Raw genomic sequence first — 5,540 nt, forward strand, 5'->3', positions numbered from 1 at the left:
CCCCCCACCTCCCCATCCCTTTCTCTGCCACAACTAGGTAAAATGAATCTTATGTAAAGAAATGTAAATTGTATGCAAGACAAAGTAGTTGTTGTAATTGGCGCTACAGGTGGAATCGGCGCAGCTGTAACCAAAAAATTGTTATCTAAAGGCGCGAAATTAGTACTAGCAGCCAGAGACAGCCAAAAATTAAATGCTTTGATTTCTGGTTTAAACTTAAGCGAAAAAGGGGAAATTATAACAGTTGCCTGTGATATTACCAACCCTTCTCAGGTAGAAAGTTTAATGGAGAAGGCGATCGCCAACTTTGGTAAAATCGACGTTTTAATTAACGCTGCTGGCGCAGGAATTTTAAAACAGTATAATCAGCTGACACCAGAAGATTTAGAAGCGATGCTGAGTGTAAATTTGAAAGGCAGCTTCTACACTTGCCAAACAGCTGCTAAATACATGAAAGATCAAAAATCTGGACATATATGCAATATAATCGGCATTCTAGGCAAACACTCAATGGCAATGGCAGCAGCTTACTGTGCTGCTAAATTTGGGGTAGTCGGCTTCAGCAAGTGTATGGCTGATGAACTAAAACGTTTCGGCATCAAGTTCACCTTATTTTACTTTGGCGGTGTAGATACGCCTTTTTGGGACACAATTAATTTAAAGGTCGATCGCACAAAAATGCTCAGTGCCCAAACCGCAGCCGAAGCAATTTTATTTGCCCTTTCTGCTGAACCGCAAGCAGTACCAATGGAAATTAATATTCAACCAGAAAGCCACTTATTTTTCTAATCCCATCGTCAATTTGTTATAAATCTTTTGTGAGCTAGTAACTAACAAGAGACAAGCTGGGATGAAAATTGATCACATACATTTCTATGTTGAAGATGCACCACTATGGCGAAATTGGTTTGTTCGCCAAATGGGTTTTCAAGCTATTGGTGGTGGAGTTTGGCAAAATCACACTCTAATAGAAGTAGTCAAAAATGGAGCAGTGTGCTTTTTTCTTTCTTCGCCTCTATTACCTGAAAGTCCAGTAGCAGAGTTTTTGCGATCGCATCCCCCCGGCGTAGCCGATGTCGCCTTTCGTGTCCAAAACATAGAAAAACTCATCGCTAAAGCCATTAGTTACGGCGCAAAACTTTTACAACCAATAATCCAACAACCCCAACTTAAATGGGCAAAAATCTCCGCCTGGGGAAACTTAACTCACACCTTAATCGAAGGTACAGGAAACTGGGAATTAGGAATCGAAAACTGGCAAAACAAAAACTACTCATCTTCTAACTCTCCAAATCCAGTAACTTTTACAGGCATCGATCACGTAGTTCTAAACGTAGCAACTGGCGAATTAGAATCTGCCGTAAACTGGTACGAAAAAGTACTAGAATTACAACGTCAACAAACCTTTGCCATTCAAACAGATTGGTCAGCATTACACAGTCAAGTACTAGTTCATCCCAACAAATTAGTTCAATTTCCCATCAATCAACCAGCATCAGCAAATTCTCAGATTCAAGAATTTTTAGACTTTAACGGAGGGTCAGGAATTCAACATATTGCCTTACAAACTTCAAACTTAATCGAGGCAACTAAATTTTTAAAACATAATAAATTAAAGTTTTTAGAAGTTCCTCCTAATTACTACACAGACCTCGAAAACAGGCAAAATATTCCTTTAAATTCACTAGACATACAAAAAATACAAGCACAACAAATTCTAGTCGATTGGCAGCAAGATATTAATAACAATCAATCAGAAATAGTTCCCCTGCTCCTGCAAATTTTTACCCAACCAATTTTCGGAACACCTACTTTCTTCTTTGAATTAATCGAACGTCGTCTTGGTTACATTCAAGGTCAACAAACCCCAGCACAAGGATTCGGAGAAGGCAACTTTCGTGCCCTATTTCAAGCAATAGAAAGAGAGCAAATCAAGCGCAGTCAGTCTTGAAGGAAGCAGGCGTGCAGGGGTGCAGGGGAGCAGAGGAGCAGGGGAGCAGAGGAGCAGAGGGGAGAAAAATTCAAAACTTAAAACTCTCTCCCTAACTCAAAACTTTCTTAGTCCCCAGTCCCCAGTCCCCATGTAAACTTATAAAAAATTAACAATTGGGAGATTTATGTTAAGACTAATTACTGACTTCGATGGGCCAATAGTTGACATTTCGGAACGTTACTATCGAGTTTACGAACTATGTCTAGAAAAAACTCGCCGTCAGAATCAAAAAGTACATCACTTATCAAAAGTGGAATTTTGGCAGTTAAAAAGGGCGCGAGTTCCCGAAAAACGGATTGGAATTATTTCCGGCTTAGAGGAACAACAAGCCGAAGAATTCGCCCAATTAAGGAAAAAAACAGCCCATTCTCAGCCTTATTTTAAATATGACGAGTTAGCGCCCGGAGCCATTGCTGCTTTAGAAAAAGTCCAACAGGCTGGAATAGACTTAGCGGTGTTAACCATGAGGCGGATCAAGGAATTAGACTATGCCTTTAAAAGCTTTGACTTAAGCAGATTTTTTCCCGAAAACCGCTGCTATCGCATCAGCAACGATTACCCTAAAATTCGTGATATAGAAGACAAACCGATACTGATGGGAGAAGCGTTGGCAAAACTGCCACCTGCTACTGATACTTGGATGGTAGGCGACACTGAAGCCGACATAGTGGCTGCTAAAACGCATAGAATTAAGGCGATCGGGGTTTTGTGTGGAATTCGCGATCGCACCTCCCTAGAAGCCTTCCATCCAGACCTCATTGTTGATAATTTAAGCGAAGCAGTAGATTACTTACTCAATCTGGGAAAAAAGCTGGATAATCAACCTGCAATATAAAAAATCATAAAGAAAGCAAAAAGTGGGGAGAGTCTTGAGTTTTGAGTTTGTAGGGGCGGGTGAGAGCAGATAAATCTGTATTCACAGCAGAAGAGTTAACAACAAAACCCGCCCTTACAGATTTTTCCCCTCTGCTCCGAGAACTCCCCTGCCACAGCCTTAGCGGAGAAAACTACTTACCAACCAAAGAATCACAAAAGAAATCCAAGCGGCTAAAGTTTCTCCTGTCAAAGGCAAAGAGTTGATTTGTGTTGTCAGTAAACTAGCAAACACCCCCCAGAGAACCAAGCCAAAAGTCAACCCTGCCAAAGAAAGCAGTACAGACCGCCCTAGCTTACGTTCCTTGCGCGAGAGAAAATAAAGACTAGCAAATACACCTAAAGCCAAAGCAAAAGAGGCATAGTAAACACTCAAACCAGCCAAAACCAGAAAAGCACCCGTTGTCCACAGAATATCTGTTCTACTAGGAGTATCCAGAAAATTTTGCAGCCATGCGGGAGGCTGCTTGACCGAGATTGGTGGTGGACTGGGGGGAGCCTGAGAAAAGCGTTGTTCAGCAAACCTGATCCCTTCAGGAACGCGAATTCTGCCTTCCTGACGCATCCGTAAACGCTCCATCAAGATCGCATCATAAGCTGTCTCTATAGCTTCTTGTCGTTTTGGGTCATTACTATACTCTTGCGTTAAACGATTACGAGCCGTTTGAATTTCATCGAAAGTAGCATTCTCTGGAATTCCAAGTTGCTCGTAAGGATTTTCTACACTCATTTTCCTCCTAACCTCCTAGACATCCCATTTATTTAGCCACAGCTTTGGCTCCACTCCAAGCTGCTTGTGGTCTTACGATCACTTACATTCTCCCCTTATATAGCTGATTGCAGCTAGCATTTAGTTGTTGACTAGTCTAGCCTGTTAACCGAAATGGGAAAACATTTTAATCTATGGTTTAGTGTGATGCTGTAGAGGGAAGAATAATAGTGGACTACTATGAAACCCTCTAATCATCTAAAATGCTCTTACACAATTCATATCGGAAATCAATATTCAGCCAAGTTGCTTTAATTACTTCTCCCTAATTAGTATTCAGCTTCTTCGGTTTGCATCTTGCGTATTTAATTCTCAGTGTAAAGTGGTGGCTATGGCTCTCCCCAAAATTCTTGTTGTTGATGACGATCCTGCTGTCAGGAACCTAATACAGCGTTTTTTGAGTAAACAGTACCAAATGGAGTCTGCGGCTGATGGTAAGACAGCGATGACTTTATTCGAGCAATTTAATCCAGATTTGGTGATTTTAGACGTAAACTTACCTGACGCGAATGGATATAACTTGTGTCAAGAAATGCAAAGTCAGACTGGTGTATTTGTGCTAATGCTCACCAGTAGGGGAGACGAAGCCGATAAAATTACCGGATTTTCCAAAGGTGCAGATGATTACATCACCAAACCTTTCAGCTTAAAAGAGTTGGGAGTTAGGGTAGCAGCTATATTGAAGCGCCAGCGAGCGGTAACTACTGGAGAACAGCAACGTATTGTCTTGGATCAGTTAATGATCGATCCTGTACGTCGTGAAGTAACGCTCAACAATTCCAGCGTACCTTTAACAGCTTTAGAATTTGATTTGTTACATTTTTTAGCAAGTCATCCTGGACGAGTTTGGCGACGATCGGAACTAATCCAAGCTGTATGGGATTATGAATATGTAGGAGATCAGCGGGTTGTTGATGTTCATATTGGTCAAATTCGGAGAAAACTAGAAGTAGACTCGAATCAACCAGTAATGATTCAGACGGTTCGGGGTGTGGGCTACAAGTTTGAGGTTCCCGAAACCACTGAGGCAAATAATAAATCTCAGCAGTAATCAATTTCGGGTTCTGGCTGGTGCTAAACCAGCCCCTTCATTAAAAATCAAAAGATTTCGCTTGTGCTGCTTGAGACGTTAATATGACTATCAAAACTGATGTGGCTTCCAAAAAAATACTTATTGTTGAAGATGATCCGGGAACCAGAAATTTAATTCATAGGTTCTTAAAACAAAGTAAGCATAACTATCAAATTGAGTCTGTTATAGACGGTATGACGGCTTTGGTTGTGTTCGATCAATTTCAACCTGATTTGGTAATTTTGGATGTAATTTTGCCAGATACTATTGGGTTCAAACTTTGCGAACAAATGAAAAGTCGCATGGGTGTAATGGTGATGCTGTTAACCAGTTTGACGGATGTTAAATCTCAAATTGCTGGTCTGGAATTGGCTGATGCTTATATGACTAAACCTTTTTATGTTGAGGTTCTAGAAAAACAAGTAGAGGCATTATTAAGAAGAGCAGAACCAAGTATTCATACTCCTACTAAATCTCAAGCTTTAGTACTGGAAAATCTGATAATTGACCCTGTTAGTCGGGAAGTTACTTTAAATGACCAAATCATTACTTTAACTCCGTTAGAATTCGATTTGTTACATTTTTTGGCAACCCACCCGAATCGAGTTTGGCGACGTAAGGAATTAATGCGAGAAGTTTGGGGATATGAACATCATGGGATGGAAGGTGCGGAAGACCGAGTTGTAGATGTTCATATTGGTCAAATTCGGAAAAAGATAGAAAGCAACTCTGGTCAACCTAAGTACATTAAAACGGTGCATGGCGTGGGCTACAAAATGGAAATTTCGGAAGCTTCTTAGGGAGCTCCAGGGGCAGGGGGCAGGGGGATGGGT

The 5,540-nt window shown here is 41.0% G+C and carries 6 protein-coding genes; 5 read left to right on the forward strand and 1 reads right to left on the reverse strand.

Annotated features, from left to right (window positions below; genetic code table 11):
* The first annotated feature begins 72 nt into the window (after positions 1 to 72).
* The 3 genes from IQ264_RS31320 to IQ264_RS31330 all read left to right on the forward strand — a co-directional run bounded on the left by IQ264_RS31320 (position 73) and on the right by IQ264_RS31330 (position 2,828).
* Positions 73 to 789, forward strand: a complete 717-nt coding sequence (locus tag IQ264_RS31320; RefSeq protein WP_193986435.1) for an SDR family oxidoreductase — start codon at positions 73 to 75, stop codon at positions 787 to 789.
* A gap of 61 nt (positions 790 to 850) precedes the next feature.
* Positions 851 to 1,951, forward strand: a complete 1,101-nt coding sequence (gene hppD, locus IQ264_RS31325; RefSeq protein ID WP_193986436.1) for a 4-hydroxyphenylpyruvate dioxygenase — start codon at positions 851 to 853, stop codon at positions 1,949 to 1,951.
* Positions 1,952 to 2,117: 166 nt separating this feature from the next.
* Positions 2,118 to 2,828 (forward strand): HAD family hydrolase, encoded by a 711-nt coding sequence (locus IQ264_RS31330; RefSeq protein WP_193986437.1) that lies wholly within the window; start codon positions 2,118 to 2,120, stop codon positions 2,826 to 2,828.
* A gap of 159 nt (positions 2,829 to 2,987) precedes the next feature.
* Here IQ264_RS31330 and IQ264_RS31335 read toward each other — a convergent pair whose 3' ends face one another.
* Positions 2,988 to 3,596, reverse strand: a complete 609-nt coding sequence (locus IQ264_RS31335) for a CPP1-like family protein (RefSeq protein WP_193986438.1) — start codon at positions 3,594 to 3,596, stop codon at positions 2,988 to 2,990.
* Between the two features lie 370 nt (positions 3,597 to 3,966).
* Between IQ264_RS31335 and IQ264_RS31340 the strand changes: the two genes are divergently transcribed.
* Together IQ264_RS31340 and IQ264_RS31345 are read left to right on the forward strand one after the other, a co-directional pair.
* Positions 3,967 to 4,686 carry a response regulator transcription factor gene (locus IQ264_RS31340; RefSeq protein WP_193986440.1) on the forward strand — a complete coding sequence of 240 codons (720 nt, stop codon included), beginning with the start codon at positions 3,967 to 3,969 and terminating at the stop codon, positions 4,684 to 4,686.
* Positions 4,687 to 4,787: 101 nt separating this feature from the next.
* Complete coding sequence (locus IQ264_RS31345; protein WP_193986441.1) at positions 4,788 to 5,507, forward strand: response regulator transcription factor; 720 nt, start codon at positions 4,788 to 4,790, stop codon at positions 5,505 to 5,507.
* Positions 5,508 to 5,540: the final 33 nt, after the last annotated feature.

The organism is [Phormidium] sp. LEGE 05292, assembly GCF_015207735.1.
Classification (GTDB): Bacteria; Cyanobacteriota; Cyanobacteriia; order Cyanobacteriales; family Aerosakkonemataceae; genus Floridanema.

Excerpts from the sequence above, each read along its gene's own strand:
- IQ264_RS31335 (WP_193986438.1), bottom strand. The coding sequence starts at position 3,596 with ATGAGTGTAGAAAATCCTTACGAGCAACTTGGAATTCCAGAGAATGCT.
- IQ264_RS31330 (WP_193986437.1), top strand. The coding sequence starts at position 2,118 with ATGTTAAGACTAATTACTGACTTCGATGGGCCAATAGTTGACATTTCG.
- IQ264_RS31340 (WP_193986440.1), top strand. The coding sequence starts at position 3,967 with ATGGCTCTCCCCAAAATTCTTGTTGTTGATGACGATCCTGCTGTCAGG.
- hppD (WP_193986436.1), top strand. The coding sequence starts at position 851 with ATGAAAATTGATCACATACATTTCTATGTTGAAGATGCACCACTATGG.
- IQ264_RS31320 (WP_193986435.1), top strand. The coding sequence starts at position 73 with ATGCAAGACAAAGTAGTTGTTGTAATTGGCGCTACAGGTGGAATCGGC.